Source organism: Bradyrhizobium sp. SSBR45G, assembly GCF_030159255.1.
Lineage (GTDB): Bacteria > Pseudomonadota > Alphaproteobacteria > Rhizobiales > Xanthobacteraceae > Bradyrhizobium.
The window spans coordinates 137,390-162,855 of sequence record NZ_BSCT01000002.1 but is presented as its reverse complement, the minus strand read 5'-3'; the positions used below and the strand labels follow the sequence as shown (position 1 = coordinate 162,855).

The 25,466-nt window shown below is 65.4% G+C and carries 26 protein-coding genes; 11 read left to right on the top strand and 15 right to left on the bottom strand.

The annotated features are described in order from the left end of the window. Positions 1-11: 11 nt before the first annotated feature. From rpsI to QQL87_RS03695, 3 genes are all read right to left on the bottom strand, one after another. Positions 12-494: a 30S ribosomal protein S9 gene (gene rpsI / locus QQL87_RS03705; protein ID WP_284418686.1), complete on the bottom strand. Its 483-nt coding sequence runs from the start codon at positions 492-494 to the stop codon at positions 12-14. 1 nt (position 495) lies between these two features. After that, a complete protein-coding gene (rplM, locus tag QQL87_RS03700) occupies positions 496-960 on the bottom strand; it encodes a 50S ribosomal protein L13 (RefSeq protein WP_015666486.1) in 465 nt (154 codons plus the stop codon). A 158-nt stretch (positions 961-1,118) separates the two neighbouring features. Next, positions 1,119-1,547, bottom strand: coding sequence for a PaaI family thioesterase (locus QQL87_RS03695; RefSeq protein ID WP_284418685.1), 429 nt, complete (start codon positions 1,545-1,547; stop codon positions 1,119-1,121). Positions 1,548-1,616: 69 nt separating this feature from the next. Here QQL87_RS03695 and QQL87_RS03690 point away from each other — a divergent pair, with 69 nt between their 5' ends. The 3 genes from QQL87_RS03690 (at position 1,617) to QQL87_RS03680 (ending at position 4,773) form a co-directional block, all read left to right on the top strand. After that, a complete protein-coding gene (locus QQL87_RS03690; protein ID WP_284418684.1) occupies positions 1,617-2,438 on the top strand; it encodes an enoyl-CoA hydratase in 822 nt (273 codons plus the stop codon). Positions 2,439-2,678: 240 nt separating this feature from the next. After that, complete coding sequence (locus QQL87_RS03685) at positions 2,679-3,263, top strand: CoA-binding protein (RefSeq protein WP_284418683.1); 585 nt, start codon at positions 2,679-2,681, stop codon at positions 3,261-3,263. 226 nt (positions 3,264-3,489) lie between these two features. Beyond that, positions 3,490-4,773, top strand: coding sequence for an O-acetylhomoserine aminocarboxypropyltransferase (locus tag QQL87_RS03680; RefSeq protein WP_284418682.1), 1,284 nt, complete (start codon positions 3,490-3,492; stop codon positions 4,771-4,773). A 308-nt stretch (positions 4,774-5,081) separates the two neighbouring features. Here QQL87_RS03680 and QQL87_RS03675 read toward each other — a convergent pair whose 3' ends face one another. Beyond that, positions 5,082-5,282 (bottom strand): hypothetical protein, encoded by a 201-nt coding sequence (locus QQL87_RS03675; protein WP_284418681.1) that lies wholly within the window; start codon positions 5,280-5,282, stop codon positions 5,082-5,084. Positions 5,283-5,581: 299 nt separating this feature from the next. Here QQL87_RS03675 and QQL87_RS03670 point away from each other — a divergent pair, with 299 nt between their 5' ends. Next, complete coding sequence (locus QQL87_RS03670; RefSeq protein ID WP_284418680.1) at positions 5,582-5,917, top strand: hypothetical protein; 336 nt, start codon at positions 5,582-5,584, stop codon at positions 5,915-5,917. Between the two features lie 115 nt (positions 5,918-6,032). On the opposite strand, the gene QQL87_RS03665 is transcribed toward QQL87_RS03670, so the two are convergent. Continuing rightward, on the bottom strand, positions 6,033-6,527 hold the full coding sequence (locus tag QQL87_RS03665) for a hypothetical protein (protein ID WP_284418679.1): 495 nt from the start codon (positions 6,525-6,527) through the stop codon (positions 6,033-6,035). Positions 6,528-6,639: 112 nt separating this feature from the next. Further along, positions 6,640-7,272, bottom strand: a complete 633-nt coding sequence (locus QQL87_RS03660) for an RraA family protein (protein WP_284418678.1) — start codon at positions 7,270-7,272, stop codon at positions 6,640-6,642. A gap of 104 nt (positions 7,273-7,376) precedes the next feature. Here QQL87_RS03660 and QQL87_RS03655 point away from each other — a divergent pair, with 104 nt between their 5' ends. Together QQL87_RS03655 and QQL87_RS03650 are read left to right on the top strand one after the other, a co-directional pair. Further along, a complete protein-coding gene (locus QQL87_RS03655; RefSeq protein WP_284418677.1) occupies positions 7,377-8,300 on the top strand; it encodes a LysR family transcriptional regulator in 924 nt (307 codons plus the stop codon). Between the two features lie 165 nt (positions 8,301-8,465). Then, positions 8,466-9,374, top strand: coding sequence for an amino acid ABC transporter substrate-binding protein (locus QQL87_RS03650; protein WP_284418676.1), 909 nt, complete (start codon positions 8,466-8,468; stop codon positions 9,372-9,374). A 228-nt stretch (positions 9,375-9,602) separates the two neighbouring features. Here the strand turns inward: QQL87_RS03650 and QQL87_RS03645 are convergent, their stop codons facing one another. The 4 genes from QQL87_RS03645 to QQL87_RS03630 all read right to left on the bottom strand — a co-directional run bounded on the left by QQL87_RS03645 (position 9,603) and on the right by QQL87_RS03630 (position 12,204). Then, entirely contained in the window at positions 9,603-9,911 is a 309-nt protein-coding gene (locus QQL87_RS03645; protein WP_502871130.1) for a transcriptional regulator, read from the bottom strand. 63 nt (positions 9,912-9,974) lie between these two features. Further along, positions 9,975-10,175: a hypothetical protein gene (locus QQL87_RS03640; RefSeq protein ID WP_284418674.1), complete on the bottom strand. Its 201-nt coding sequence runs from the start codon at positions 10,173-10,175 to the stop codon at positions 9,975-9,977. Positions 10,176-10,179: 4 nt separating this feature from the next. Further along, entirely contained in the window at positions 10,180-10,473 is a 294-nt protein-coding gene (locus QQL87_RS03635) for a BrnT family toxin (protein ID WP_284418673.1), read from the bottom strand. A gap of 642 nt (positions 10,474-11,115) precedes the next feature. After that, positions 11,116-12,204 (bottom strand): COX15/CtaA family protein, encoded by a 1,089-nt coding sequence (locus QQL87_RS03630; RefSeq protein ID WP_284418672.1) that lies wholly within the window; start codon positions 12,202-12,204, stop codon positions 11,116-11,118. A 115-nt stretch (positions 12,205-12,319) separates the two neighbouring features. On the opposite strand from QQL87_RS03630, the gene QQL87_RS03625 reads away from it, so the two are divergent. Then, positions 12,320-12,541, top strand: coding sequence for a DUF2842 domain-containing protein (locus tag QQL87_RS03625; RefSeq protein WP_284418671.1), 222 nt, complete (start codon positions 12,320-12,322; stop codon positions 12,539-12,541). On the opposite strand, the gene QQL87_RS03620 is transcribed toward QQL87_RS03625, so the two are convergent. Then, positions 12,542-13,603 (bottom strand): polysaccharide deacetylase family protein, encoded by a 1,062-nt coding sequence (locus QQL87_RS03620; protein ID WP_284418670.1) that lies wholly within the window; start codon positions 13,601-13,603, stop codon positions 12,542-12,544. It abuts the gene before it with no gap. A gap of 279 nt (positions 13,604-13,882) precedes the next feature. On the opposite strand from QQL87_RS03620, the gene QQL87_RS03615 reads away from it, so the two are divergent. Next, complete coding sequence (locus tag QQL87_RS03615; protein WP_284418669.1) at positions 13,883-15,112, top strand: GNAT family N-acetyltransferase; 1,230 nt, start codon at positions 13,883-13,885, stop codon at positions 15,110-15,112. Here QQL87_RS03615 and QQL87_RS03610 read toward each other — a convergent pair. Next, complete coding sequence (locus QQL87_RS03610) at positions 15,109-17,430, bottom strand: GumC family protein (RefSeq protein WP_284418668.1); 2,322 nt, start codon at positions 17,428-17,430, stop codon at positions 15,109-15,111. The genes QQL87_RS03615 and QQL87_RS03610 overlap by 4 nt on opposite strands. Positions 17,431-17,779: 349 nt before the next feature. On the opposite strand from QQL87_RS03610, the gene QQL87_RS03605 reads away from it, so the two are divergent. The 3 genes from QQL87_RS03605 (at position 17,780) to QQL87_RS03595 (ending at position 21,958) form a co-directional block, all read left to right on the top strand. Then, complete coding sequence (locus QQL87_RS03605; protein WP_284418854.1) at positions 17,780-18,913, top strand: glycosyltransferase family 4 protein; 1,134 nt, start codon at positions 17,780-17,782, stop codon at positions 18,911-18,913. 153 nt (positions 18,914-19,066) lie between these two features. After that, positions 19,067-20,596, top strand: a complete 1,530-nt coding sequence (locus QQL87_RS03600; RefSeq protein WP_284418666.1) for an undecaprenyl-phosphate glucose phosphotransferase — start codon at positions 19,067-19,069, stop codon at positions 20,594-20,596. Positions 20,597-20,683: 87 nt separating this feature from the next. Beyond that, a complete protein-coding gene (locus tag QQL87_RS03595) occupies positions 20,684-21,958 on the top strand; it encodes an O-antigen ligase family protein (protein WP_284418664.1) in 1,275 nt (424 codons plus the stop codon). Here QQL87_RS03595 and QQL87_RS03590 read toward each other — a convergent pair. The 3 genes from QQL87_RS03590 to QQL87_RS03580 all read right to left on the bottom strand — a co-directional run bounded on the left by QQL87_RS03590 (position 21,955) and on the right by QQL87_RS03580 (position 25,302). Beyond that, positions 21,955-23,133 carry a saccharopine dehydrogenase family protein gene (locus QQL87_RS03590; RefSeq protein WP_284418662.1) on the bottom strand — a complete coding sequence of 393 codons (1,179 nt, stop codon included), beginning with the start codon at positions 23,131-23,133 and terminating at the stop codon, positions 21,955-21,957. The genes QQL87_RS03595 and QQL87_RS03590 overlap by 4 nt on opposite strands. 83 nt (positions 23,134-23,216) lie before the next feature. Then, entirely contained in the window at positions 23,217-24,395 is a 1,179-nt protein-coding gene (locus QQL87_RS03585) for a saccharopine dehydrogenase family protein (RefSeq protein WP_284418660.1), read from the bottom strand. 121 nt (positions 24,396-24,516) lie between these two features. Continuing rightward, positions 24,517-25,302, bottom strand: a complete 786-nt coding sequence (locus QQL87_RS03580; RefSeq protein ID WP_284418657.1) for a DUF169 domain-containing protein — start codon at positions 25,300-25,302, stop codon at positions 24,517-24,519. Positions 25,303-25,466: the final 164 nt, after the last annotated feature.

Sequence of the window (25,466 nt, the reverse complement as noted above, 5' to 3'; positions counted from 1 at the left end):
GATCGCCAAAATCAGCGCTTCGAGAACTGGAAGGAGCGGCGGGCCTTGGCCTTGCCGTACTTCTTACGCTCGACGACGCGCGAGTCGCGGGTCAGGAAGCCGCCCTTCTTGAGGACGCCGCGCAGCTCCGGCTCGAAATTGGTCAGCGCCTTGGACAGGCCGTGACGGACCGCGCCGGCCTGGCCGGACAGGCCGCCGCCGGCGACCGTGCAGATGACGTCGTACTGGCCCTTGCGGGCGGCGACGACCATCGGCTGCTCGATCATCATGCGCAGCACCGGACGGGCGAAGTAGACCTCGATGTCGCGGGTGTTGACGGTGACCTTGCCGGAGCCCGGCTTGATCCAGACGCGGGCGACCGCGTCCTTGCGCTTGCCGGTGGCATAGGCGCGGCCGAACTTGTCGACCTTCTTCTCATACTTCGGAGCGTCCGGAGCGGAAACCGCGCCCTTGAGCTGCGACAGCTGATCGAGAGACTGGATGCTTTCGGCCATCTTATGCGGCCCTCGTGTTCTTGCGGTTCAACTTCGCGATGTCGAGCTTCTCGGGGCTCTGCGCCTCGTGCGGATGATCCGGTCCGCCATAGACACGCAGATTGCCCATCTGCACGCGGCCGAGCGGCCCGCGCGGGATCATGCGCTCGATGGCCTTCTCGATCACGCGCTCCGGGAAGCGGCCCTCGAGGATCTGGCGCGCGGTGCGCTCCTTGACGTGACCGACATAGCCGGTGTGCTTGTAGTACACCTTCTGCTCGCGCTTGCGGCCGGTCAGCACGGCATGCGCGGCATTGACGATGATGACGTTGTCGCCGCAGTCGACATGCGGGGTGTAGATCGGGAGGTGCTTGCCGCGCAGCCGCATCGCGACCAGCGTAGCGAGACGACCGACGACCAGACCCTTGGCGTCGATCACGACCCACTTTTTCTGGACCTCGGCCGGCTTTGCCGAAAAGGTTTTCATGAGAGATATCCGTGACAGGGAGAATGCGGCGCGGCTGACGCGCCGAACTGGTCGCAGCTTCTAGAGAAGCGCCCCGCATTCGTCAACGCCACCAACGCAAAATTACTTCAATAAAATCATGCGCTTATAAATATGGTGCAATAATACCCTCGAAAACCTCACGCATTCGGAATGGAATAGGTGGCCGTGACATGGGCGATCGGATCGGGCGATTCCCCTGACAACAGCGTGACTTCGCCGACCGCCAGCCGCTTGCCGAGCTTGAGCAGCCGCGCCTCGGCGAACACGTCGGCGCCGGCCGCGCCCTTGCGCAGGAAGTTGATGTTGAGATTCGTCGTCACCGCGAGCCCGACCGGGCCGATCGCCGACAACAGCACCACGTACATCGCGAAATCCGCCAGCGCCATCAAGGTCGGTCCGGAGACTGTGCCGCCGGGACGCAGCATGCGCTCATTGAAGCGCTGGCGCATCCGGCAGCTCTTGCCATCGGCGCTCTCGATCGAGATGTCGCCGCCGGTGCGGAACGCCTGCGGAAATTCCGCGTGCAGGAACGCTTCCAGCTCCGCGATCGTCATCTTCGCCGTCATGTCTCCCCCTGCTCTCGCCTTTGCGCTTGTGTTACATCAGCGCCAACCACCCGCCCACACGGAAATCGCATGTCTGCTCCTGCCCTTGCCGATGCTGCCCACGCGCCGATCCTGTTGCGCGCCATGGCCGGTCCCGTCGCGGTGCTGACGCTGAACCGGCCGGCGCAGCGCAACAGCCTGTCGGAGGCCTTGATCGCGGAGCTGCACCAGGCGCTGGCCGAGATCGGCGCCGACAAGGCGGTGCGCGCCGTGGTGATTGCCGCCAATGGCCCCGCCTTCTGCGCCGGCCATGACCTGAAGGAGCTCACCGCACGGCGCAGCGATGCCGACCGCGGCCGCGCCTTCTTCGCCAAGCTGATGAACGCCTGCAGCGCGATGATGCAGGCGATCGTGCAGCTGCCGAAACCCGTCGTCGCCTCGGTGCAGGGCATCGCCACCGCCGCCGGCTGCCAGCTGGTCGCGAGCTGCGATCTCGCCGTCGCCTCGGAAGCGGCGGCCTTTGCGACGCCCGGCGTCGACATCGGCCTGTTCTGCTCGACGCCGATGGTGGCGCTGTCGCGCAACGTAACGCGCAAGCAGGCGATGGAGATGCTGCTCACCGGCGAGCCGGTTCCCGCCGCCCGCGCCCGCGACATCGGCCTGATCAACCGCGTGGCTCCGCCGGGCACGGAACGCGACGCGGCGATTGCGCTGGCTCAACAAGTGGCGCGCAAGTCCGCCTATACGATCAAGCTCGGCAAGGAGGCGTTCTATCGCCAGGCCGAGATGAACCTTGCCGACGCCTATCGTTATGCGGCAGAGGTGATGACGCAGAACATGCTCGCCCGCGACGCGGAAGAAGGCATCGGCGCCTTCATCGAGAAGCGGACGCCGATTTGGCGGGATGAGTGACCTCCGCCCTGCTCTCTCCGCCGTCATTGCGAGCGCAGCGAAGCAATCCAGAGTCCCACCCGAGCCCCTGGATTGCTTCGTCGCAAGTGCTCCTCGCAAAGACGGCTTCTGTAACCTCGTCATTCCGGGGCGCCCGGAGGGCGAGCCCGGAATCCATACTCCCGATCGTGGTTATGGATTCCGGGCTCGTGCTGCGCACGCCCCGGAATGACAGCAACTAATAAGAAGCGCAGACCGCCCATGAATCACGACACCTATCCCGACGACTACATCCGCGGCATTCTCAACGGCGTGAAGGTGATCGCGATGGTCGGCGCCTCGCCGTCGGAGATCCGGCCGAGCTTCTTCGCCTTCAAATATCTGGTGCAGCGCGGCTACGACATGATCCCGGTGAACCCCGGCCATGTCGGCAAGAGCCTGATGGGCCGGCCGTTCGTCGCCTCGCTCGCCGACATCGGCCGTCCGCTCGACATGGTCGACATCTTCCGGAGCTCCCAGCACATCATGCCCGTGGTCGACGAGGCGCTAAAGCTCTCACCGCTGCCCAAGGTGATCTGGATGCAGCTCGGCGCGCGCGACGATGCCGCGGCGGAAAAGGCCGAGGCGGCGGGGATGAAGGTGGTCATGAACCGCTGCCCCAAGATCGAATATGGCCGGCTGTCGTCGGAGATTTCCTGGATGGGCGTCAACTCCCGCACCATCAGCGCCAAGCGCGCGCCGATCCCGACGCAAGGGATGCGGCTGTCGCTGAATCGCACCAGCGTCGGCGGCGGCACCACGGCAGCGGCCGACCGCGCCGCAAAGGACAGAAGCGATCCCACCTGACGCATCTGCGAAAGGAACCTGTCGCGACGACGCCGCGACACAGCAACGCATTTCAAATCCGACTGATCGTCGCTGCCCACCTTGACGCCATCCCGGCCGGTGGCAAATGTCCCCCGCCGGGATGACGCGGAGGCGCACGAAGGCGCGCTATCGACACCGTCTCCCATCATCGTCCCCGTGCCGGCCGGCGCCGCCGCGCGAGGGATCAAGCCCACGAGGAAACACCATGACCGAACGTGCCCCCGGATTTGCCACCCTCGCCATTCACGCCGGCGCCCAGCCTGACCCGACCACCGGCGCGCGGGCGACGCCGATCTATCAGACGACCTCATTCGTCTTCAACGATGCCGACCACGCCGCCTCGCTGTTCGGCCTGCAGGCGTTCGGCAACATCTACACCCGCATCGGCAATCCGACCAACGCCGTGCTGGAGGAGCGCGTCGCAGCGCTCGAGGGCGGCACCGCCGCGCTCGCGGTCGCCTCGGGCCATGCCGCGCAGGTGGTGGCGCTGCAGCAGCTGCTGTCTCCTGGCGACGAATTCATTGCTGCGCGAAAACTCTATGGCGGCTCGATCAACCAGTTCACGCATTCGTTCAAGAGCTTTGGCTGGAACGTGGTGTGGGCCGACACCGATGACGTCGCGAGCTTCGAGGCCGCGGTGAGCCCGCGCACCAAGGCGATCTTCATCGAGTCGATCGCCAATCCCGGCGGCACCATCACCGACATCGAGGCGGTCGCGCAGGTCGCGCGCAAGGCCGGCGTGCCGCTGATCGTCGACAACACGCTGGCCTCGCCCTATCTGATCCGCCCGATCGATCACGGCGCCGACATCGTGCTACACTCGCTGACCAAGTTCTTAGGGGGGCACGGCAACTCGATCGGCGGCATCATCGTCGACGCCGGCACCTTCGACTGGGCCGGCAGCGGCGACAAATATCCGATGCTGACGCAGCCGCGTCCCGAATATCACGGCATCCGGCTGCATGAGACGTTCGGCAATTTCGCCTTCGCCATTGCCTGCCGCGTGCTCGGCCTGCGCGACCTTGGCCCTGCGCTGTCGCCGTTCAACGCCTTCCTGATCCTGACCGGCATCGAGACCTTGCCGCTGCGGGTGCAGAAGCACAGCGACAATGCCAAGGCGGTCGCCGAATATCTCAGCAGGCATCCGGCCGTCGCCGCCGTCAACTATGCCGGCCTGCCCGAGGACAAATATCACGCGCTCGCCCGCAAATATTCGCCGAAGGGCGCAGGCGCCGTGTTCACCTTCTCGCTCAAGGGCGGCTACGACGCCGGCGTCAAGCTGGTGTCGAACCTGAAGCTGTTCTCGCATCTGGCCAATGTCGGCGACACCCGCTCGCTGGTGATCCACCCGGCCTCGACCACCCACAGCCAGCTCGACGACGCCTCGAAGATCAAGGCCGGCGCCGGACCAGACATCGTGCGCATCTCCGTCGGCATCGAGGACAAGGAAGATTTGATCGCCGACCTCGAGCAGGCGCTGAGCGCGTAAGGCGCGGCTGTCCCGGCGAACGATCCTCTCCGTTGGTTATTCCGTCATGCCCGGGCTTGTCCCGGGCATCCACGTCGTGCTCAGCATGCCGAACGACGTGGATGGCCGGGACAAGCCCGGCCATGACGAGTGGAGAGAGACCAGCAAATAGCTGCGATCTTGCAATGCGAGGTCACTGCGTTCACCGAGGCCAACCTTGCAAACCATCCAAACAAAGAGAGCGCGGGCGCCCCCCTGGGCTTCCGCGCTCTCCTTCGTCCCACGGTCGGGCCGTTGCCGGCTTCTCGGACCGCGCCCTCGTTAACTCGTCATGATCGTTTCATCAGGTGCAGCACGCTGTCCTGGGCGTCGCCGGCGAGCGCGAGCGCCGAAGCTGCGATGCGCCGCCGCACCGACAGCGCCTGCAGACAGGCCGCGTCCTCGTCGGTGGCAGTGAGGCCAGGAGTCGATAGGCCGGTCCGTGACAGCAGCTTCTGGCGCGCAGACGCCGAAAACACGATGACCGACATGCTCGAACCCTTCTGGTCTGAGACTCTGATGAAATGCAGCAGAGATTTTTTCCCCCGGATACAGCGGCGAGGCTGCATTCGGCCGGCCTTCAAAATCGCCGGCGGAAGTAAGCTTGCACCCGCAGAACTTAACAAAAGCTGAAAAAACCCGTCCTTCTACGGAGGATTGCAGCCGGGGTCCGGCGCGGGAAAGTTTTCGTTAACCATACCCGGCCCATCCTGCCGACCATGGAATCGCGGCAAGCGCCGGCGGCGAACGGACCCCCGCGAACGATGCACCAGAAGGCAAGGAGAGCAGGATGCGCATGTTGGTCATCATGATGCTGCTGGCAGCCACCGCGGCGAACGGCGTCGTGCTCGCCGCCGACCTGCCCGCCGTCCACGACAAGATCGTGCACTACAAGGCGCGCCGCGCCGTCAAGGCGCCGCCGGTGGTCGTCGTCGTCAAGGACCAGGACTCGCTGATCTCGCCGATGCTGCCCTCGACGCCGCTGCTGCTCGGCCGCCAGGAGCTGCCCGGCTATTACGGCCGCGCCTTCTCCTACGACTACCAGGGCCCCTATTACGGCGGCGACGGCTATACCAACTACATGTTCCGCCTGCCTTATGCGTGTGGTGTGACGGGATATTGCTGAGATAGCACAAGAAAGTCGGTCGCTGTAGCCCGGACGAACGAAGTGACGTTACGGCCGCAAAGAAGCCCGTAGATCGAAGGTTCGCGGAGGGCTACGCCAACCAATAACCGCTGACCTATCGGAGCGGATCATCCGACCTTTTGCCGACTTCAAATGAGGTTCTGCTGGCTCGACCGACCCAGGGACGCCCCAACGGTCGCTCGCCATCCGTTGCGATCTTCTTGGCGACGGCAAGGCCGCCGGGCTTTACGCAAAACGCCGCTTCCGGCTTCAGGTAAAGGTCGTAGCTCCCGGTTTCGACACACCGGATCCCACCATCCTTGACGAGTCCGACCACGGCGCCGAGGTCGCTTCGGTCGATGCAACAGCTGTTCTCCACCCCGCACTTTTCGAGCGATCGAGTGAAGAGGCCGCCGAGCCTGTTGGATTCCGCGAGGAACTCACGGCGGAAAGCGCCCTGGTCGATACAAACCCAATCGGCTCCGCCGATGATCTGCGTCTCCGCAAGGCTCCGACCCGAAGCGAGAACTTCCAGATCACGGCGCAGCTTGTCATCGAGATCAGGCATCGCACAATACGCGACGAGCCCCTGTGAAATCACGACCAGCACGGCGATCGTTCTCCAACGGATCGAATTGATTCTGTAAGGATCGCGTGACATCGGCTCACTGGATGTGACCGATCAAGTCATGATATATATCGTTGATATCTGCAATGGACTTCTATTTTGCATAGGCGCCGGCATAACGCCCCGCGCGGATGCTCGCCAGGATCTCTGCTTCACGCTGCTCCTGCGCGCGGGCGGCCTCGAGCAGCTCGGATGCGAGCGCCGGCGCGAAAGCGACCACGCCGTCGGCGTCGGCAACCACGATGTCGCCGGGCGTGACGACCATTCCGCCAATCGACACCGGCACGTTGATCGCGCCCGGACCGTTCTTGTAGGGGCCTCGGTGATTGGCCGCCCGCGCGAACACCGGGAAGTCGGATTGCATCAGCACGCCGGAATCCCTGATCGCGCCGTCGACGACGATCCCGGCCGCGCCGCGTTGCCGCGCGATGGCGGCGATGATCTCGCCGACCAAAGCGCGCGTCTCGTTGCCGCCGCCATTGACGACGAGGACGTCGCCCGGCTTGATGAGATCGAGCGCGCGATGGATGAAGAGATTGTCTCCCGGCGCGGTGTTCACGGTCAGCGCGATCCCGGCCATCGGCGAGCCCGCATGGAACGGTCTTAGACCGTCCGCACCGGACAGCCGCTGCAGATTGTCGCTGATGACAGCCGTGGAGACGCTCCTGAACGCGGCAATGATCGCGGCATCGATCGGCGCGCCAGACTGCGCTTGTCCTTGTCCCATACGTGCTCCCCGTCCTGCACCGTTCAGCGGCATCGCCCGATCGCGACGCGCCGCCGGTGTAGGACTGGCCATGAATTCAGAAAACAGATAAATAGAGATATCGATTGATCGCTTTTTTGAATGCCGGAATGGTCACGCTGAAGCAGCTGGAAGCGCTGAACTGGATCGCGGAGCTGGGCACGTTCGAACGCGCCGCGGCCAAGCTGAACACGACGCAATCGGCGATCTCGAAACGCATCCAGGAGCTGGAGGCCTCCGCGCGGGTTCCGCTGTTCGACCGCAGCCAGCGCGGGGCCCGCCTGACGGAGCGTGGCGAGCAGATCCTCGCTCTGGGCCGGCAGATGCTGGCGCTGCAGGACCAGATCCTGGAGCTGAAGGACGGCCGGCAGGCCCCGGCCCGCCGTCTCCGCCTTGGAGCCACGGAGCTGTCCGCGCTGACATGGCTGCCGCGTCTGGTCTCGGCCATCCGCGAAGCCTATCCGGCGGTGATGATCGAGCCGGAGGTGGACACCTCCCGAAGCCTCCACGACCGGCTGATCGAGGGCAGCCTCGATCTCATCGTCATCCCCGATGTCTTCTCCGACCCGGAGGTCACGTCGGTGCCGCTGGCCGACGTGCAGAACGTCTGGACGGCACGCCCGGGCCTGGTCAGATCGCGCCGGGCTCTCGATTTCGACAGGCTGAGTGATCATACGATCCTGATGCAGGGCCGCCGCTCGGGCTCCGGCCTGTTCGTCAACAAATGGCTCACGGCCAACGGCGTCTCCTTCAAGCGCGCCATCTCGGTCGACAATCTGACGGCGCTGGTCGGTCTGACCGTGGCCGGCCTCGGCATCAGCTATCTTCCGCAACGCTGTTTTCGTCCTCTGTTCGAGCAGAAGAAGCTGGTGATCCTGCCCGTCAAGCCGACGCTTCCGGCCGTGCCCTATGCGGCCATGTATCGCAACGACAGACCCTCGGCCTTCGCGGCCGCCATCGCCGATCTGGCGCGCCAGACCTGCGATTTCGGCCGTCAGCTCGAAGGTTAGGCGGGCATAGGCGGCAGCGCCGTGACGCGGCGATCCATCACCTCCAGGAATGATAAATAAGGCGCTTTTATCCCTTTTCATCCAGGCCGGACACAGCGAGGCTGCATCACCGCTGTGCGTGCAATGCTGCACGCACGAAGAGGATTGCTGCGAGGAGAGGCTTTGATGCGCATTTGGGGACTTCTGCTGACGGCAGCGCTCGCTGCAAACGCCGCCGGCGCCGAGGAACTGACGGGCACGCTCCAGAAGGTCAAGGAGACGAACAGGATCTCGATCGGCTTCCAGGAATCGTCGGTGCCGTTCAGCTATCTCGATGGCAACCAGAAGCCGGTGGGCTACGCGCTCGACATCTGCGCCCGGATCGCCGACGCCGTCAAACAGGAGCTCGGGCTGCCCAACCTCACGATCGAAACCGTTCCGGTGACGTCCTCCAATCGCATCCCGCTGATGACCAACGGCACGATCGACCTGTTGTGCGCATCCACCACCAACAACGCCGAGCGCCAGAAGCTCGTGGCCTTTGCCAATACGCACTTTCTCAGCGCCACCCGCTATGCAGCCAAGAAGTCGCTCGCGCTCCAGACGATCGACGACCTCAAGGGAAAGACGGCCGTCGCGATCGCCGGATCGACCAACCTCGCCCAGCTGAACAAGGTCAATGTCGAACGCAAGCTCGGCATCACCATCGTTCCCGCCAAGGACCAGGCCGAGGCGTTCCTGATGATGGAGACCGACCGGGCTCAGGCCTATGTGCTCGATGACGTCCAGCTCGCCGTCGCCATTGCGCGGTCCAAGGACCCGGCGGCCTACGCGATCAGCGCCGACGCCTTCTCCAAGCCCGAACCGTTCGGCATCATGCTGCGCAAGGACGACGCGCCGTTCAAGGCCATCGCCGATCGGGTGACGGCCGAGCTCTATCAAAGCCCAGCCATCGAGGCGCTCTACAAGAAGTGGTTCGAATCGCCGGTGCCGCCGACCGGGGTCAACTTCAACTACCCGATGCCGGCCCCCTTGCGCGCCGCGTTCAAGACGCCCAGCAGCAGCCCCGACCCCGACGCGTATGCGCCCAATTGATACTCGCGATATCAGGGCCAGCAGCAGCGGCGGAGATAGCCTCCTCCGCTGCAGTGGCCTGGAACACGAAGGCCCTTGGATATTGCGGGAGCGCTACGCCATCGCGCTCTCGTTGATCGCCTTGATGGTCTCGAACAGATTCACCACCCTGCTCTCGTCGAACAGCTGCTCCGGCCGGTCGTGATGCCCGTGAACGGCGGCTCGTAGAGCAGCGCCGGGTCCATCATGCTACGGGATAGACCTTGACTGCGCTGCGACGGCACGGACCTCGAGATGAACGCTGGTTTCGGCCTGCAACGCACTGATCACGCCGAGGAGGTTCTCCGCCGTAGGGTTGCCCGACGGTCCGAACATGTGCATCAAGCTCTTCTCCGGCCGTCCCAGGACAACGCTCAACCGCTCGATTCCGATGGTCGCGTTGATATAGGCACGCAGGCCAGCGCGTCCCTCGGCGACCTCTCGGCGCAGCAGTGCACTCACGGCGTCCTGAAACAACGCCTCGCGAAACTCCGGATCGCGGCTTGCACGCGCCCGCACCGTCTCTCGGAAGTTCCTCGCCAAGGTCATTGTCAGGCCCGTCTCTCCAACGCGCACAAGGCGTTATTTCGTAGCCTCAATGCGGCGAATGTCCTCCTTCAGCAACGTGTTGACCAGTTCGTTCAAAGAGACGCCGCGCGCGGTGGCAAGCCCCGCGAGATGATCGAGCAGGTCCGGCTCCAGATGCACCGGCGGCACGACGCGCGCGTCCTTGCGGAAGAACTTGCCGCGCTCGGCGTTCGAGAAGTCGTATTCGTTCTTCATCGGATCATCCATTCTCATAGGAGCGGATTTCACGCCGGGTCGGCCGACGAGCAGACATGATACGAATCGCTGCGCGATCTGCCGCCAGCTCCCGATAGGTATGAACGGCCAGCAGCAGCTCTTGGGCGGCGTTGCGTCCCATCGTAACCCAACGTTCCTCGGCAGCGCCAGACTCGTCGTCCAAGCGCGACAGGGCGAGAGGGTCGTTGAAGATGCCCATCGCCTGCGCGAAGGCAACACCGTGCTTGCGCCAATTGCTGTCTGCCTTGGCCGGGTCCCAATCGAATTCGAACCGCATGGTCAGCCCAAGCGAAGAAACTTCTGAATTGGCGAATTACGCGCTTGCCAAACGACGCAACTCAGCTTACGTTCCCTTTCTGTTCCTGTCCAGCCGAGGGGCGCTTCCGGGTCGTCCAGTTGCGTGGGATTGGGAATGCGGTGGACGTGGCGGGCCGTGCGTGGGCGAAAGTTCGCGCGGACGAGCGGCCTGTCATGGACGGCGAAATCGCGTGGTCCTGGCGCCCCGATGCTGGCGCCAAGTCTCGTGCCGGTGCTCGACGCATCGTGCGAGGTGACGGGGGCAAGACAGCCGGTCCCCGGGGAGATCGCGTATAAGCGTTAAAACCATCGCGCGGGGAAGGCCGGGTGTTTCCGGCCGTACCTGTGGTGACCGCCGCGTGCGTTTTTCTTTGCACGCGGGCCATGGGTGCCGGCCAGGCATCCGGCCTTCCCCGCGCCCTCGCGTTTTCGAGGGCGAAACGACCGGCATGGCTCGGCGCGACGGCGCGCGAGGATGAGAACTGATGTCTCCACGTCATTGCGAGCGGAGCGACTTGTCCGCCATAGCCTGTAGGGCGACGGCGGAAGCAATCCAGAGTCGTGGGCGGGACTCTGGATTGCTTCGTCGCCTTCGGCTCCTCGCAATGACGGAAGAGAGACCCTACCCTGCCTGCCCAGCGGCCACGGCCGCCTGCGGCACCGCCACCGTAGCGATGCGCCGCGGCGACAGCCGTTCGGCCTGCAGCACGGCAAACGTCAGCACGATGAGCGCCGTGCCCTGATGCAGCAGCGCCAGCGAGATCGGAACCAGCGCCAGCAAGGTGAGAATGCCGAGCACCGCCTGCACCAGGATGGCGGCGAGCAGCCGGTGAGCGCCGCGCACGACCGCGCGGCCGGCGCCGCTGCGCATCACGTCGAAGGCGTGCCACGCCGCCAGCGCGAACAGCGTGTAGGCGGTCATGCGATGCATGAACTGCACCGTCAGGTCGTTCTCGAACAAATTGATCCACCACGGCGAATGGATCCACAGATTGGCCGCCGTCGGGATCAGGCCGCCATCGATGTCGGGCCAGGTGTTGTAGACGAGCCCGGCGCGCAGGCCGGCGACCAGCGCGCCAAGATAGAGCTGCACGAAGGTGATTCCGACCAGCACCCAGGCGGTCAGCCGCAGCCGCGCCGGCACCTCGGCCTCCTCGCGCGGCGACAGCCGGCGCAGGGTCCAGACGATCGCGGCAAAGATCAGAAGCGCGAGCGCGAGATGCGTCGCCAGCCGGACCGGCGCCACCTCGGTGCGCTCGGTGAGGCCCGAGGCCACCATCCACCAGCCGACCGCGCCCTGCAGCGCGCCGAGGCCGAAGATCAGCCACAGCCTGCGGCCAAGCGGCCCGGACACGGCGCCGCGCCACAAGCACCACAGGAACGGCAGCAGATAGACCATGCCGATGACGCGGCCGAGCAGCCGGTGGCTCCACTCCCACCAGAAGATGGTCTTGAAGTCGTGCAGCGTCATGCCGGCATTCATCTGCCGGTACTGCGGGATGGTCTTGTAGGCCGCGAAGGCGTCGGACCAGGCCTGTTCCGACAGCGGCGGCAGGGCGCCGGTGACCGGCTTCCATTCGACGATCGACAGCCCGGATTCGGTCAGCCGCGTGGCGCCGCCGACCAGCACCATCAGCGCGATCAGGCCGGCCACGATTGTGAGCCAGATGCGGATCGCGGCGAGATCTTTGGTGACGGGAACCGTGGTCATGGCGCTGAAGTCATGGAGTTGAACGCTCGATTGAAGCGGGGCCGACAGGCCCTTATAATCCCGGTGAAATCACGCGCAAGCCGCTGCCCTCCCAACGCAGGCTGACATTCCCGTCATGACCATCCGCACCCGCAAACTGCTCGGCGCCGTCGCGCTGCTCCTGCTCGCTTTCGCCTGGTCGATGATGGGCATGGTAATGGCGCAATTCCCCCTGATCGCCAATTCCGGCTGGATGCAGGCGGTGTATTACGTCGTGGTCGGGATGGGCTGGGTGCTGCCGGCGATGCCGATCGTGAGCTGGATGCTGCGTCCCGATCCGGAGCAGCAGCAGAGCTGATCAGCCGAGATCGAGCTTAGGCCGCGGCGCGGCCTTCGCCTTGGGCAGGGTCACCCCGGCCATCAGCACCTTCAAGGCGCGCAGCGAGCGCGAGCGGCCATCCCAGGCGATGCGCGGCAGCATGTGCAGATGGGTGCGGCCTTCGCTCTGCACGACGCCAGAGATCGCCGTGGCGGCGCTGACGAAGCCCGCCTGCTCGGCGAGCACGACATCGCTGCGGCGGAACGACTCGCGGTCGCCGAACGGATACGCCAGGTGCCGGACCGGCCGGCGCAGCGCGGTCTCGAGCACGGCCTTGCCCATCGCGATCTCGCGCTCTGCGTCGGAATCCCTGAGATTGGCGAGCACAGGATGATGCACGGTGGCGCTGCCGATGGTGACGTTCGGGTCCGCCGCGAGGCGCGCGATGTCGGCCCAGTCCAGCGACGCTTCGCGCGTCAATGCGGCGAGATCGATCGCATGGCGCGAGCAGAGGTCGCGGATCGCGACCGACAGCTCGGCCGCCGGCAGCCTGCGCAGCCAGCCCGAGAGATACGCGAACAGCTCGTATTTTTCCGCCGGCTTGAACACGGAAAAGCGCTGCTCGCGATGATCGATCACGAGGCTGATGCGGGCCTCGCGCGCGATCACCGCTTCGAGGCCGAGCCACCAGGCTTCGCCGAGCCCGTCCGGAAATGCGCTGGGCAGGTACACCGTGAACGGCACGCCATGGCGGGCCAGCACCGGATAGGCATGCGTGATCAGGTCCTTCGCGCCGCCGTCGAAGGTCAGGCAGGCGAAGCGGCGGTGATCGGCGAGCCGCACGGCGCGGGCGCAGGCCTCGTCGAGCGAGACGATGTCATAACCCCAGCGCTTCAGCGCGCGGATCACCTGGTCGAGAAAGCGCGGCGTGATCTCGGCCTGCTTGAGCGGCTGGAACGCCGCCTTGCGGCGCGGCCGCACCCGCTCGAAGCGCAGGATGGCGCCGGCGCCGCGGGTGGCGCGCGAAGCCGTGAGCGTGCGGCCCGTGAAATAGGCCAGCTCGAGCCGGGCGCTCCTCAGCCAGCTGTTGTCCGACGACAAATCCCGCGCCCCTTCCGCAAAACCCACTTGAAACGAAGCCGTCCGCGCCCACCTGATGTTGATCGACGATGGCGCGATCGCGCGCCTGTCGCCGACACCTGATCTTTAAGGTCATCCACCCTTAAGATCGCGTGGCTCGAGCCGATTTGAACAGGTCTTTTGCTGACGTCTTTCCCGATTTGGGACGATGCGATTGCCATTACCTTTTGTTGAGACTTCTTTGCGAGGGTCTGCCGACCCAGAGCAACAAAATTCCAACACGACAACGCAGGTTGCGCGATGACCATGGCCGCCGTGATCGAGAGCCGGACGGCGCAGGCGCCTGCGCAGCGGCGGACGTCGGGTATCGCTCGCGTCGACATCGTCTCCGATCTCGCCGCAGCCGATCCGGTCTGGCGCGCACTCGAAGCCCCGGAGCATGTCTCGACGCCCTATCAGCGCTTCGACCTGCTCGGCGCCTGGCAGCGCGAGATCGGCGCCCGCGACCATGCGACGCCGTTCATCGTCGTTGCGCGCGACGCCGAGCAGCGGCCGCTGGCGCTGCTGCCGCTGACATTGCGACACGCCTTCGGCGTTCGCATCGCCAGCTTCATGGGCGGCAAGCACACCACCTTCAACATGCCGCTGATGGACCGGGACTTCGCGGCGCGGGCGGGCAGCGGTGATCTCGACGCCCTCCTCACCGGGCTGCGCCTGCATGGCGGCGCCGATGCCCTCGCCTTGACCCAGCAGCCCGCGCGCTGGCGCGACATGGACAATCCCTTCGCACAATGGCCGCACCAGCCCTCGGTGAACGACTGCCCGGTGCTGCTGATGCCGCCGGGCGCCGCGCCGACGGCGCTGCTGTCGAACTCGTTCCGCAAGCGGCTGAAGAGCAAGGAAAAGAAGCTGCAGGCGCTGCCCGGTTATCGCTACATGATCGCGCGCAGCGACGCCGAGATCACCGAGCTGCTCGACTGGTTCTTCCGGACCAAGCCGGTGCGGATGGCCGAGCAGAAGCTGCCGAACGTGTTCGCCGAGCCCGGCGTCGAAAACTTCGTGCGGCACGCCTGCATGGCCGAGCTCGGCTGCGGGCGCCGCGTGATCGAGATCCACGCGCTGCGCTGCGAGGCCGAGATCATCGCATTGTTTGCGGGTGTCGCCGACGGCGATCGCTTCTCGATGATGTTCAACACCTACACGCTGTCGGACAACGCCCGCTGGAGCCCCGGGCTGATCCTGATGCGCTCGATCATCGATCACTACGCAAAACAGGATTTTCGCGCGCTCGATCTCGGCATCGGCTCGGACGACTACAAGCGGATGTTCTGCAAGGACGACGAGCCGGTGTTCGACAGCTTCGTGCCGCTCACGATGCGCGGCCGCGCGGCTGCGACGGCGATGGCCGCGGTCGGGCGGGCCAAGCATGCGGTGAAGCACAGCCCGGCGCTGTTTCGTCTCGCGCAACGGCTGCGCGGCGCGCTGCAGCCGCGGGCCGGCGCGGCCAGGAGCGAGACGGACGACGATTAGGCGGCGACGCCGCGCGAGGTCGGCTGATTGCGGTTGGCGCCCCCGGCCGGCGTCTTCAGCATCGTGACGGCACCGAAGCCGACTTCGCGCAGCTGCTCGCTCATCTGGCCGCGCGCGTCGGCAGACATCGCCGGATCGGGCACCACGACGGCGCGCGCGCCCGCGGTCAGGAGCTCGGCCGGCAGGTCGGAGGCGTTGCCGGCGTCGAGCAGCACGTGGTCGTAGACCCGCAGCAGCGCGTCGATCGCGAGCCCGAGCCGCGGCGACTGCAGCTGATTGCGATCGGCGCCGGGACGGCCGGCATTGACGAGATGCAGCCGCGAGCCGCGGTCCTTGGTGATGATCGCGGCAAACGACGCTTCGCCGAGCATCAGCTCGATCAGGCCGGGGGCGGCCGGATCGACCGAGAGGCCGGCCAGCAGCTGCGGGCTGCCGGCGAGGTCGACGAGCACCACGCGAGCCTGCTGCTGGGCCATGGCGCGGGCGAGCGTCAACGCCGTGGTGGTGACCGCCTCGCCACCGGCCGTGCCGAGCACGGTGACCTTGCGGGCGCCCTCGCCCGCGGCAAGCAGGCCGGCGGCGAGCTGCTCGATCTCGCTCAGGGGCAGCGGCGCAGGCTTGACCGGCTCGGGTGCCGGCGGGGCCGGCGGCGAAACCGCGGCGGGCGGCGGCGTGACAGGCGTGGACGACGGGGTGACGACTTGAGCGACCACGGGAGACGCGATGGGCGCCGGCGCTGTGATCACTGGTGCGGCAGAGACCGGGTGTGCAGGAGCGGCCATCACCGGCTCGACCCGCCCTGCCGGCGCCGTCGCGGCAACGACGGGAGCGACCGGCGTCGGGTTGGCGGCGCGAGGCGCGGTGAGTCGCAGCAGCTCGCCGGTGATGACCACACCGGAGGTGAGCATCAAGGTGGCCAGCGTGGCGATCAGCACGATCGGCAGCTTCTTCGGGTAAGCTGGCGTATTCGACACCACCGCCCGCGAAATGATCCGCCCCTCCGCCGGCGGCGTATCCAGCGACTCACGGGTGTTGGCCTCGCGGTATTTGGCAAGATAGGATTCCAGCAGATCACGCTGCGACTTGGCATCGCGCTCCAGCGCCCGCAGCTGGACGTCCTGGCCGTTGGTGGACGTGGCCTGCTTCTTGGCCTGGTCGAGGCTCTGGCTCAGCATCTGCACCCGCCCCTCCGCGATGCGCGCATCGCTGTCGAGCGAGCGCGAAATCTTTCCAGCCTCGTCGCGGATCTGGCGATCGAGATCAGCCAGCTGCGCCTTCAGCTCCTTGATGCGCGGATGGTTGTCCAGCAGCGTCGACGACTGCTCCGCCAGCTGCGCGCGCAGGTTCACGCGCTGCTCCGACAACCGCCGCATCAGCTCGGAATTGACCACCTCGGATGCCTCGATCGGCTGCCCGCTCTGCAGCATCTCGCGGATCAGCCGCGCCTTGGTCTCGGCATCCGATTTCAACGCGCGCGCGTTGTTGAGCTGGGTGTTGACCTCCCCCATCTGCTGGTTGGACAGCGAGGTGTTGTTGGTCCCCATGAAGGAGTTCGATTTCGACCGAAATTCCTCGACCCTGGATTCCGCCTCCTCGACCTTCTTGCGCAAGCTCTGGATCTCCCCGGCCAGCCACTGGCTCGCCGACTTCGCCTGTGCCTGACGGGCATTCTGCTGGACGACGAGATAGCCGTCCGCGATCGAGTTCGCGACCTTGGCGGCGAGCGCCGGATCCTGCGACTGGAATTCGACGACCAGCACGCGCGACTTGTCCACGGCGTAGACGGTCAGGCGCTCATAATACGCGTCCATGACGCGCTCGTCCGGGCTCATGGCGAGCGGATCCTTGACCAGCCCGATCATCGCGGCAATCGACTTCAACGGCGATACCCCGCGCAACACGGGATCGAACTCCGGCAGCTCGCCAAGCTTGTTGGTCCTGATGATGTCCCGCGCGAGATCGCGCGACAGCACCAGCTGCACCTGGCTCGTAACCGCCTCGGGATCGAGCGCAGCGCGCTCCTCGATGCGCTCATTGTTCGGACGCAGGAACACGTTCTCGCGGCCATCGATCAGGATGCGCGCTTCGGATTTGTAGCGCGGCGTGATCATGTTGACCGCCGTCACCGCCAGGGCCAGCGCAAGCAGCGTCGGCAGCAGAATGAAACCGCGCTTCCGCGCCAGCGCCCGACCGACCAGCCGGATATCGAGATCGCCGGGCGCCACAGGATCTGCCGCTAGAGGCACGCTCACCTTCGATGGCGCGGACGCCTTGTCAGCCCGAACCTTCTTGCTGGCACGCCAGAACGCCAACCGCATCATCCACTCCCGCGACCCACGCCAAACTGCTACCCTACGTGGTACGATTACACTCTATTAAGGTTGCCGACCGGTTAATCGAAGCGCATTGCGTTCCGGCAGTTGCGCAATAAGGCTCGGCACGCATCGGAGCGTAATAGGAAGAGACTTCCGTCACTATTTTCAAACGAACCAGTTTGGCGCGATGCGAAGTGAAGCTTTGTTAACCATCAACGATCTATCCAGATCTATCATCGAAGGAAATTGCGCGAGAAACGCCGTGCTCCCTTTATCTGCCAGTCGTCAGATCAGCTCGCGCAGCGGCGCCTGGCCCACGCAGGTACAAGCCGACGATGAGGATCACCGCGACGTGACGCCATCGCCGGACAGGCCGCTCAAAATCCTCCATGCGGTGAGAGCTCCGGTCGGCGGCATATTTCGGCACATTCTCGACCTTGCAAACGGCCAGGTCGATCGTGGGCACGACGTCGGCATCGTTGCTGATAGCCTGACAGGTGGCGAACGCGCGGATGCGGCGCTGGCGCAGATCGCGCCTCGATTGACGCTCGGCGTCCATCGAATTGCCATTCATCGCGAGCCCTGGCCGACCGACGTCTTGGCGCTGAGCCGGTTCTATCGCCTGGCGCATGCGCTCGATCCGGACGTTCTGCACGGCCACGGCGCCAAGGCCGGCGCCTTCGTCCGCATGCTTCCCCACCGGCCCGGAACCATCCGGATCTACACGCCCCACGGCGGCTCGCTGCACTATCCGCGCAACACGCTGAAAGGCGCCCTCTACGGTCGCCTCGAACGCGCGCTGATGAACCGGACCGAGCTGTTCCTGTTCGAAAGCGTGTTCGCCCGCGATACCTATGAGCGCATGATCGGCCATCCCCAGGGCCTGGTCCATTGCGTCTTCAACGGCGTGACGGCCAGCGAATTCGATCCCGTGGCCCGCGCCGAGGATCAGACCGACCTCGCCTATGTCGGCGAGTTCAGGCATATCAAGGGCGCCGACCTGCTGATCGACGCCGTGGCACAATTGCGCGCCAAAGGCCGGGCGCTGACGCTCACGCTCGGCGGCGATGGCGAAGAGATGTCCAGCCTCAAGGCCCAGGTCGACCGTCTTGGTCTTGCGTCCGCGGTCCGCTTCATCGGACACGTGAAGGCGCGTGACGGCTTTGCCAAGGGACGCCTGCTCGTCGTTCCCTCGCGTGGCGACTCCATGCCCTACGTCGTGATCGAAGCTGGAGCCGCGGGAGTGCCGATGATCGCGGCGAGAATCGGCGGCATCCCTGAGATCTTCGGCCCGCATGGCGAGGCGCTGTTTGCGCCCAGCAATGTCGGCGCGCTGGCCGACGCCATCGCAGCCGCGCTCGACGATCCCGCCACCGCGCAGCTTCGCGCCAAGGCGCTGCGCGAGCGCGTCTTCCAGCACTTTTCGCAGAAGGCCATGGTCGAGGGCGTGCTCGACAGCTACCGCGAAGCGTTTACCAAGACCTGACCTCATTTACTATCGCTAACCGTTTCTTCCGATTTGCCCCTTAATCCCGCCGGTGGGGAATTTCCCCCGGCGCTATCGGCGCTTACATGACCACAAATACTAACAAACATAATCCGGGCTTGTACGACCGTGGAACCAATCAACGCTCGCTCGATGTTGGATGCTGCTGCGGCCTCGGCCGCGTCGACCGCCGGGGCCGGCCAGCCGGCCGTTGAACGGCGTCGCCGCCTCTCGCCGGCTGCGCAGGCCGTCGCCAATCAGAAGGTCCACCGCGCCTATTCTCCGATCGTCCTTGCCGGCATCGTCCGGATTGCGGACTTCGTGCTGCTGAGCGTCGTCGGCAGCGCCATCTATTTCGGCTACGTCGTACCGCTGAGCGGCTTCCATTGGGAGTATCTCGTTGCCATCGTCGGCCTGGCAGTCAGTACCGTGGTGTGCTTCCAGGCAGCCGACATCTATCAGCTCCAGATCTTCCGCGCCCAGGTGCGGCAGATGACCCGGATGATCTCGTCCTATTGCTTCGTGTTCCTGCTGTTCATCGGCCTGTCCTTCTTCGCCAAGATCGGCAGCGAGGTCTCGCGGCTGTGGCTTGCGGCGTTCTTCTTCGTTGGGCTCGGGGCATTGATCGCGAGCCGCGTCGTGCTGCGCAGCCTGATCCGCAGCTGGGCCAAACAGGGGCGGCTCGATCGCCGGACCATCATTGTCGGTGCCGACCAGAGCGGCGAGGATCTCGTGCGCGCGCTGAAGGCACAGGACGATTCCGAGATCGAGATCCTCGGCGTGTTCGACGACCGCAACGACTCCCGCTCGCTCGAGACCTGTGCGGGCGCGCCGAAGCTCGGCAAGGTCGACGACATCATCGAGTTTGCCCGCCGCACCCGCATCGACCTGGTGCTGTTCGCCCTGCCGATCTCGGCTGAGACACGCATCCTCGACATGCTGAAGAAGCTGTGGGTGCTGCCGGTCGACATCCGCCTCTCGGCCCACACCAACAAGCTGCGATTTCGGCCCCGCTCCTATTCCTATCTCGGCGCGGTTCCGACGCTCGACGTGTTCGAGGCGCCCATCACCGATTGGGACCTGGTTCTGAAGTGGATGTTCGACCGGCTGGTCGGCGGCCTGATCCTGCTGCTTGCGATGCCGGTGATGGCGCTGGTCGCGCTCGCGATCAAGCTCGACAGTCCCGGTCCGGTGCTGTTCCGGCAAAAGCGGTTCGGCTTCAACAACGAGCGCATCGACGTCTTCAAGTTCCGCTCGCTCTACCACCATCAGGCCGATCCCACGGCCTCCAAGGTCGTCACCAAGAACGATCCCCGCGTCACCCGCATCGGCCGCTTCATCCGCAAGACCAGCCTCGACGAGCTGCCGCAGCTGTTCAACGTCGTCTTCAAGGGCAATTTGTCGCTGGTCGGTCCGCGGCCGCATGCCGTCCAGGGCAAGCTGCAGAACCGGATGTTCGACGAGGCGGTCGACGGCTACTTCGCCCGTCACCGCGTCAAGCCGGGAATCACCGGCTGGGCGCAGATCAACGGCTGGCGTGGCGAGATCGACAACGAGGAGAAGATCCAGAAGCGCGTCGAGTTCGATCTCTATTACATCGAGAACTGGTCCGTGCTGTTCGACCTCTACATCCTGCTCAAGACGCCGCTGGCGCTGATGACCAAGAGCGAGAACGCCTATTGACGTCGGGGATCCGGAACGGGCGCGAGCCCGCTCCGTGGATTTGTAAGGCCGGTCCCGCCACGCGTTGCGTATGAGTGTGAGTTCGTGATGGCCATGACGGCGGCAGCCGAAGAGTTCGCGTCGCAGCCGATCGCCCCTCCGGGCGTCGTCGCGCTGCAGCGCGCGCTGGTATGGCTGGTCGGAGCCTCCGGCGCGATCGTCTTCATCGAACCGAGCCCATATGAGCTCGTGACGCTCGCCTCTGCCGCGGTCTTCATTGCGACTGGCCTCAGGCTCCGCCTGGTGTTCCTCCCTCTTCTGCTGCTGCTGTTCCTCGTCAATCTCGGCTATACGATCAGCGCCGTTCCGCTGCTTGATGATTCCAAGATCGCAACCTGGATCGCGACCTCGTGGTACATGGCTGTCACGGCGCTGTTCCTCGCTATGGTGACCTCGGAGGACACCGCGGCGCGGCTCGACATGCTCCGGCGCGGTCTCGTCATGGGCGGCGCGATCGCGGCGCTCGCAGGCGTCGCCGGCTACTTCCACCTGGTGCCCGGTGGCTATGATCTCCTCACGCTGTATGGACGCGCACGCGGTACCTTCAAGGACCCGAACGTGCTCGGCGCGTTCCTGATCCTGCCGGCGCTGCTCGCGCTGCAGAACGTCGTCACCGCCCGCCTCGCCGCGACGCTGCGGGCCAGCTTCGCGCTTGGCATGATGGCGCTCGCCATCCTGCTTGCCTTCTCGCGCGCGGCCTGGGGCGGTCTCGTCCTGACGGCCGCTTTCATGCTCGCGCTGATGGTGTTGACCAGCACGTCGCCCCGCGAACGCTCCCGCATCATCGTCATGACGCTGGCCGCGGCGGTCGCCGGCCTCGTCCTGATCGGCGTTCTGCTCTCCATCGACTCCATCGCCGACATGTTCAAGCAGCGGGCGAGCTTCGACCAGAGCTATGACGAGGGCCGGTTCGGCCGGTTCGGCCGCCACATCCTGGGCGCCGACATGGCGCTCGACCTGCCGTTCGGGATCGGACCGCTGCAGTTCCACAACTACTTCCCCGAGGACACCCACAACTCCTATCTGAACGCCTTCATGTCGGGCGGCTGGGTGTCCGGCATCTGCTATCCCGCCCTCGTCTTCACCACCGTCATCCTCGGCTTCCGCTACCTGTTTGCGCAGGTGCCGTGGCAGCGGACCTACATCGCGGTCTTCTCCGCCTTCCTCGGCACCGTCGGCGAAAGCTTCATCATCGACACCGACCACTGGAGGCACTTCTTCCTGATGCTCGGGACGATGTGGGGCATGATTGCCGCCACGCGTGCCCACCAGGCCGAGGCGAGCCGAGCCACTGCGATCGCCCTGTCACAGCCTCGCTCCTAATCCTCCACCGTGAACGTCAGACCGGCATGATCGACCAGCCGCTTGATCAGGCTATCGCCGAGCGCAGCGCCCGGCGTCCAGAACCCGCCTGTCACATCGGCGCCATCGCGCAGCAGTCCGATCGCGCATTCGCTGATCATCCTGGCCGTGAGACCGTAACCGGGATCGCCTGTTCCCTTCACGGACGCGGAAACACGCCGTCCGTCAGGACACGAGGCGACGTACAACAGGTCGAAATATCCGTTGTCGAGCGCGTCCTTCGACGGTCCCTGGCCGACCTTGGGCGCATTCGGACCGGTCTTCTCGGCGTTTGCCGCCATCACCAGCTTGGCGTTCGCCTGTCCCTGCTCGCCGTCGCCGGTCAGCACCATCTCGTCGTAGATAAAGTCTTGGCCGTAAGGAAAACCCATCAGCATGTTGGAGCGATGGGCGTTGCGCGTGTTGACCAGCGCCATGGCGAACGGCGCAGCCCATGATTTGAAATCCTCTTCGTAGAGCGGCCGGTTGCCGGGCGGCTGCTTCGGCCCCTTGAAGCCGGGGGTCAATGCGAACGGATCCTTCATGACGGCAACCAGGCTCAAATCGCTGGTGAGCGCGGCGGCCGTCGCCTTGGCGCTGGCAGCGGTGCCGCCTGAAAGCGAGCCGCTCATGCCGCGTATCCGGCCCTTCACCCGCGCCGCCGGTGCACCGAACTCCCTCTTTGCCTGCTGCTGGACGACGTAGACGCCGAGCTCGAACGGCACGGAATCGAAACCGCAGGAGAAGAGAATGCGTGCGCCACTGTTTTCCGCGTCGGCCTGATGCCTGCCGATCATCTGGTGCATCCAGATCGGCTCGCCGCAGAGATCGACATAGTCCGTGCCGGACGCCACACAGGCGTCGAGCACCTCCGTGCCGTAGAGCTGATACGGACCGACGGTCGTCAGCACGAGCCTCGCCTGACCGACCATCGCGCGAATGGATGCGGGATCGCTGGAGTCAGCGACGATCAGCGGCGTATCAACGGGTGCGCCAATCGCATCGCGGACTGCGGCGAGCTTGGCGAGGCTCCGGCCAGCCATCGCCCAGCGCAACGAAGCATCGCCGCGATATTGCATGGCCAGATATTCCGCCACGAGCTGCCCCGTGAACCCGGTCGCGCCATAGATGATGATGTCGAATTTGGGTGACGTCATTCTCGCTTCCTAGAGATCGAGGCGGATCAGCGTCCGCCAGGCTGTGGCGAGCGGATCCGCCGCGATCGGTCTGGCGCCGCCTCCTAATCCTCCACCGAGAACGTCAAGCCGGCGTGATCGACCAGACGCTTGATCAGGCTGTCGCCGAGCGCGGCCCCCGGCGTCCAGAAGCCGGGCTTCACGCCAGCACCTTCGCGCAGCAGGCCTATCGCGCATTCGCTGATCATCTTCGAGGTCGAGCCGTAGCCGGGATCGCGGTCGCCCTTCACGGACGCGCGGACCTGGCGGCCGTCGGGTGCGATCGCAACGAAGAGGAGATTGTAGTAGCCCTTTTCGCGCTCCTCCTTCGACGGCCCCTCGCCCGGCTTCGGCGCGCTCGGACCGGTCTTCTCGGCATTCGCCGCCATCACCTTCTTGGCGTTGGCTTCGCCCTTCTCACCGGCCCCGGTCAGCACCATCTCGTCGTAGACGAAGTCCTGGCCGTACGGAAAACCCATCAGCATGTTGGAGCGATGGACGTTGCGGGTGTTGATCAGCGCCATCATGAACGGCGCCGCCCAGGACTGCAGGTCCTCCTCGTAGAGCGGCTTGTTGCCGGATGGCTGCTTCGGCCCCTTGAAGCCCGGCGTCAGCGCGAACGAATCCTTGAGGATCGCGACGAGGCTGAGATCCTGGGCCACCGCATCGAACGTCGCCTTGGCGCTCGCCGCTGTGCCGCCCGACAAGGTGCCGCTCATGCCGCGGACGCGGCCCTTCACGCGCGCCGCCGCCGCCCCGAACACCTTCCTGGCCTGCTGCTGCACGAAGTAGACGCCGAGTTCGAACGGCACGGAATCGAAGCCGCAGGAGAACACGATGCGCGCGCCGCTCCGCTCGGCGGTTGCCTGATGCCTGTCGATCATCTGCCGCATCCACACCGGCTCGCCGCAGAGGTCGACATAGTCGGTGCCGGTCTCGGCGCAGGCCGCGACCAGCTCGTTGCCATAGAGCTGATAGGGACCGACGGTGGTCAGCACCAGCTTGGTCTGCGCCACCATGGCCTTCAGCGACGCCGGATCCGAGGCATCGGCCGCGATCAGCGGCGTATCGGCGGGCGCGCCGATCGCATCGCGCACCGACGCGAGCTTGTCGAGGCTGCGACCGGCCATCGCCCAGCGCAGCGAGGTGTCGCCGCGATATTGCGCGACGAGATATTCGGCCACGAGCTTGCCGGTGAATCCGGTGGCGCCGTAGACGACGAGGTCGAATTTGGATGACGTCATTCTTGTTCCCTAGCGATCCGCTGCAGTTTTGATTCTCCGTCATTGCGAGGAGCGAAGCGACGAAGCAATCCAGAGTCGCGTCCACAGCCCTGGATTGCTTCGCTCGCAATGACGGAACATGTCATTTCTTCCCATACGACACGCTCATGCCCGCACGCACGTCGTTCTGGATGCCATAAGGCGCGATCGGATAGCGCAGGCCGTTCTTGGCGAGCTGCTTCATGCCGGCGATCGCCTTGGCGAGATCCGCGGGCTTCAGCGCCATCAGCATTTCCTCGTCCGGCACGCCGCCATAGCGGCGCTCGGCGAAGCATGGCAGCGACAGGCTCGGTTCACCCGTCTTGAGCGCCCGCCCCCAGGAATCCGCACACGCCGTCTCGCCGACGACGCCCCATTCGAACTTCTTGTAGCCGACATATTGCAGGCCGTTGATCAGGATGATCATCTGCCCCGGCGTCGCATAGACGAGACAGATGTCCGGCGGATCGAGCCGCCCGCTTGAAAGCGGGCTCACCGCCATCGCCTGGTAGCGGCCGAACGGCACGACATCGAGCGCCTCCTGCCGCTTGCGGGCGTCCTCGGCCGTGCCGTGCCAGATCCCGACATAGTTCTCGCCCTTCAGCCAAGTGTCGTCCTGCGGGCCGAGCCCGATCACAGCGCGGCATTGCGCGCCGACCAGATCGTCACCGGTGATGCCGACGGTCCAGCCGAGGCGTGAGGCCATGCTGACGATCTGATCGGTGGTGTGCACGGCGTTCGGGCGGCGGATCTTCTCCACGGTCTCCATGTCCTCGACACGGGCGAACATCTTGATGCCGATGACGGTCGTCTTCAACCGCAGCAGAGCGTTGAGGTCGGCGACCATCGCCGCCAGGTCGAGCCGTTCGGAGGCGTTCGTCTGCTGCATATGGCGCTCCCTCTTTGCCGCACGGTCGAAGCCTGCGGTGTCTGGCCTCGCGAGGCGTGGTTCGACTTCGCGGCGCTTGTTAGACGCTCGCGGCCCGGGAGGCCAGCCCTTCCGCCGCCCCGGCTCGCACGCCGTACCATGATCCTTCTCGATATCACGGGAAT

Coding starts and splice junctions, on each gene's coding strand:
- QQL87_RS03685 (WP_284418683.1), top strand. CDS start 2,679: ATGAATCACGACACCTATCCCGACGACTACATCCGCGGCATTCTCAAC.
- QQL87_RS03660 (WP_284418678.1), bottom strand. CDS start 7,272: ATGGGACAAGGACAAGCGCAGTCTGGCGCGCCGATCGATGCCGCGATC.
- QQL87_RS03670 (WP_284418680.1), top strand. CDS start 5,582: ATGCGCATGTTGGTCATCATGATGCTGCTGGCAGCCACCGCGGCGAAC.
- QQL87_RS03610 (WP_284418668.1), bottom strand. CDS start 17,430: ATGCGGTTGGCGTTCTGGCGTGCCAGCAAGAAGGTTCGGGCTGACAAG.
- QQL87_RS03650 (WP_284418676.1), top strand. CDS start 8,466: ATGCGCATTTGGGGACTTCTGCTGACGGCAGCGCTCGCTGCAAACGCC.
- QQL87_RS03675 (WP_284418681.1), bottom strand. CDS start 5,282: ATGTCGGTCATCGTGTTTTCGGCGTCTGCGCGCCAGAAGCTGCTGTCA.
- QQL87_RS03615 (WP_284418669.1), top strand. CDS start 13,883: ATGACCATGGCCGCCGTGATCGAGAGCCGGACGGCGCAGGCGCCTGCG.
- rpsI (WP_284418686.1), bottom strand. CDS start 494: ATGGCCGAAAGCATCCAGTCTCTCGATCAGCTGTCGCAGCTCAAGGGC.
- QQL87_RS03690 (WP_284418684.1), top strand. CDS start 1,617: ATGTCTGCTCCTGCCCTTGCCGATGCTGCCCACGCGCCGATCCTGTTG.
- QQL87_RS03585 (WP_284418660.1), bottom strand. CDS start 24,395: ATGACGTCATCCAAATTCGACCTCGTCGTCTACGGCGCCACCGGATTC.
- QQL87_RS03695 (WP_284418685.1), bottom strand. CDS start 1,547: ATGACGGCGAAGATGACGATCGCGGAGCTGGAAGCGTTCCTGCACGCG.
- QQL87_RS03590 (WP_284418662.1), bottom strand. CDS start 23,133: ATGACGTCACCCAAATTCGACATCATCATCTATGGCGCGACCGGGTTC.
- QQL87_RS03595 (WP_284418664.1), top strand. CDS start 20,684: ATGGCCATGACGGCGGCAGCCGAAGAGTTCGCGTCGCAGCCGATCGCC.
- QQL87_RS03640 (WP_284418674.1), bottom strand. CDS start 10,175: ATGAAGAACGAATACGACTTCTCGAACGCCGAGCGCGGCAAGTTCTTC.
- QQL87_RS03600 (WP_284418666.1), top strand. CDS start 19,067: ATGTTGGATGCTGCTGCGGCCTCGGCCGCGTCGACCGCCGGGGCCGGC.
- QQL87_RS03580 (WP_284418657.1), bottom strand. CDS start 25,302: ATGCAGCAGACGAACGCCTCCGAACGGCTCGACCTGGCGGCGATGGTC.
- QQL87_RS03630 (WP_284418672.1), bottom strand. CDS start 12,204: ATGACCACGGTTCCCGTCACCAAAGATCTCGCCGCGATCCGCATCTGG.
- QQL87_RS03680 (WP_284418682.1), top strand. CDS start 3,490: ATGACCGAACGTGCCCCCGGATTTGCCACCCTCGCCATTCACGCCGGC.
- rplM (WP_015666486.1), bottom strand. CDS start 960: ATGAAAACCTTTTCGGCAAAGCCGGCCGAGGTCCAGAAAAAGTGGGTC.
- QQL87_RS03625 (WP_284418671.1), top strand. CDS start 12,320: ATGACCATCCGCACCCGCAAACTGCTCGGCGCCGTCGCGCTGCTCCTG.
- QQL87_RS03635 (WP_284418673.1), bottom strand. CDS start 10,473: ATGCGGTTCGAATTCGATTGGGACCCGGCCAAGGCAGACAGCAATTGG.